This is a genomic window from Flavobacterium sp., assembly GCF_039916025.1.
In the GTDB taxonomy this organism is placed as follows: domain Bacteria; phylum Bacteroidota; class Bacteroidia; order Flavobacteriales; family Flavobacteriaceae; genus Flavobacterium.
Map to the genome: position 1 here is coordinate 1 of NZ_JBDSMB010000073.1, position 1834 is coordinate 1834.

The window sequence follows — 1834 nt, forward strand, 5'->3', positions numbered from 1 at the left end:
AGTTTGGGTAAAATAGCAAAACGTAATCATACAACAGTTAAAGCTATCTGCAAGAAAAATGGCATTAAAACCACTACAAAACTAAAAGTGGGCAGAAAAATCAGGATTTAATCTCGCAGCCTGGTAATAAAACCTTTAGCTTCTCAATTTCTTCAACTGTAAAATTATTTCCTCTTAAATCCAGTAAGGTCAGGTTTTCTAAATGCGAAATACTGTCAGGTAAACGATACAGTTTATTACCCCTGAAAGAAATGACTCTTAACTTATATGCTTTGTAAATTTCAAACGGAATCTCTGCCAGGTGATTGTTTTCTACAACCAGCACTTCAAGGTTTTGTAAGCGTTCGAAATGTTTTGTCAGGTAATAAGTGTTGGTATTTGATAGATTAAGGTAATTAAGCCCGGGTAATTTAAAAATCTGCTTTGGAAAACTATCCATGATACAATTCTCGATGCTCACATCTTTTAGGTTTTTAAGAAAACGAAAAGTTACAGGTAATCTTAAAGTATCGTCGGTGTTGCCAAATTTAAGGCTCTGTAATTTGCTTAAATAGGCTATTTGTGCAGGAATACTGTCAATAGCGGTGTGTTGCAATTCGAGGTAATGTAAATTTGAAAACGGCTTTAAGTTTGAAGGGAATTGAGTAAGCTTGTTATTGTACGAGGCAAAATAAACGAGATTAAATAAAGCATCAAAATTTTTCGGGTACTCTGTTAGTTCGTTTGTACTTAACCGAAGAACCTGGAGATCGGTAATTTTGGATAATTTTTCGTAAAGCTTGGGATCAATTTTCTGGTAACTCAGATCAATTTTATAAACCTTTTTTTCAATTCTCAGCGCTTCTTTTAAATCAACAAATACCTGGCTGCCGGAAGGGCCGTATTTGTCGAATTCATTTTGAGCAAAAGCATTAATGCCTGCAAGTAAAAATAAGAACGCGATCAGATAATTTTTTTTCACCAATAAATAATTTGGGTTAGCTCTTAAAATTAATGAAAATTATTAAAAATCTTCCAACTCTCTTCATATGCTTTATAGAGCTCGGCAGTATTTAAATTTAAAGCGATTTTGTTTTGCGTTGCAAAATTTTCAAGATCTTCTGTGGCAATATTGCCGGTAAGGTCATCGGCGGCCATTGGGCAACCGCCATAACCGTGAATGGCAACATCAAAACTGCGGCAGCCACTTTCGTAGGCCGCTCTTATCTTTTCAGGTGATTTAGTTGATGTAGAATGAAGGTGAGCGCCTAATTCAACGCCTTTTAATTCGGGGATGAGGGCCGAAAATAATTCTGTAATGGTTTGAGGTGTTGATGAGCCGGTGGTATCTGCAAGAGCGAGGTGATCGATTCCAATGGCATTTAATTTTTTGCACCAGTCAATTGCAATATCTGCATGCCAGGCATCGCCATAGGGATTGCCAAAGGCCATCGAGATATAAACCAATAATTTTTTATTGTTTTTTAAGCACAGCTTTTGAATTTCTTCAACCCTGCCTAACGACTCGTGTATAGTAGAATTGGTATTACGCTGCTGAAAAGTTTCTGAGATAGAGAAAGGAAAACCAAGATAAGTAATTTCGTTAAAGGCGCATGCATCCTGCGCGCCGCGTTCGTTGGCAATAATGGCAAGCAACTTACTTTCAGACCCAGTAAGATCGAGCCGTTTTAAAACATCTGCCGTGTCGTGCATTTGCGGGATGGCCTTTGGGGATACAAAGCTTCCAAAATCAATGGTATTAAAGCCAACCTTTAAAAGCCGGTTAATGTAATTTGCTTTTAATTCTGCCGGAATTAATTGTTTAATCCCCTGCATGGCATCGCGCGGGCATTCA

2 protein-coding genes are annotated in these 1834 nt (G+C 37.6%); both read right to left on the reverse strand.

Annotated elements, in window-relative coordinates; genetic code table 11:
- Positions 1 to 100 precede the first annotated feature (100 nt).
- On the reverse strand, positions 101 to 961 hold the full coding sequence (locus ABIQ27_RS04655) for a hypothetical protein (protein ID WP_348032488.1): 861 nt from the start codon (positions 959 to 961) through the stop codon (positions 101 to 103).
- A gap of 29 nt (positions 962 to 990) precedes the next feature.
- Positions 991 to 1834 (reverse strand): hydroxymethylglutaryl-CoA lyase (locus ABIQ27_RS04660; protein WP_348032490.1); only part of this gene is annotated, 844 nt, incomplete at its 5' end.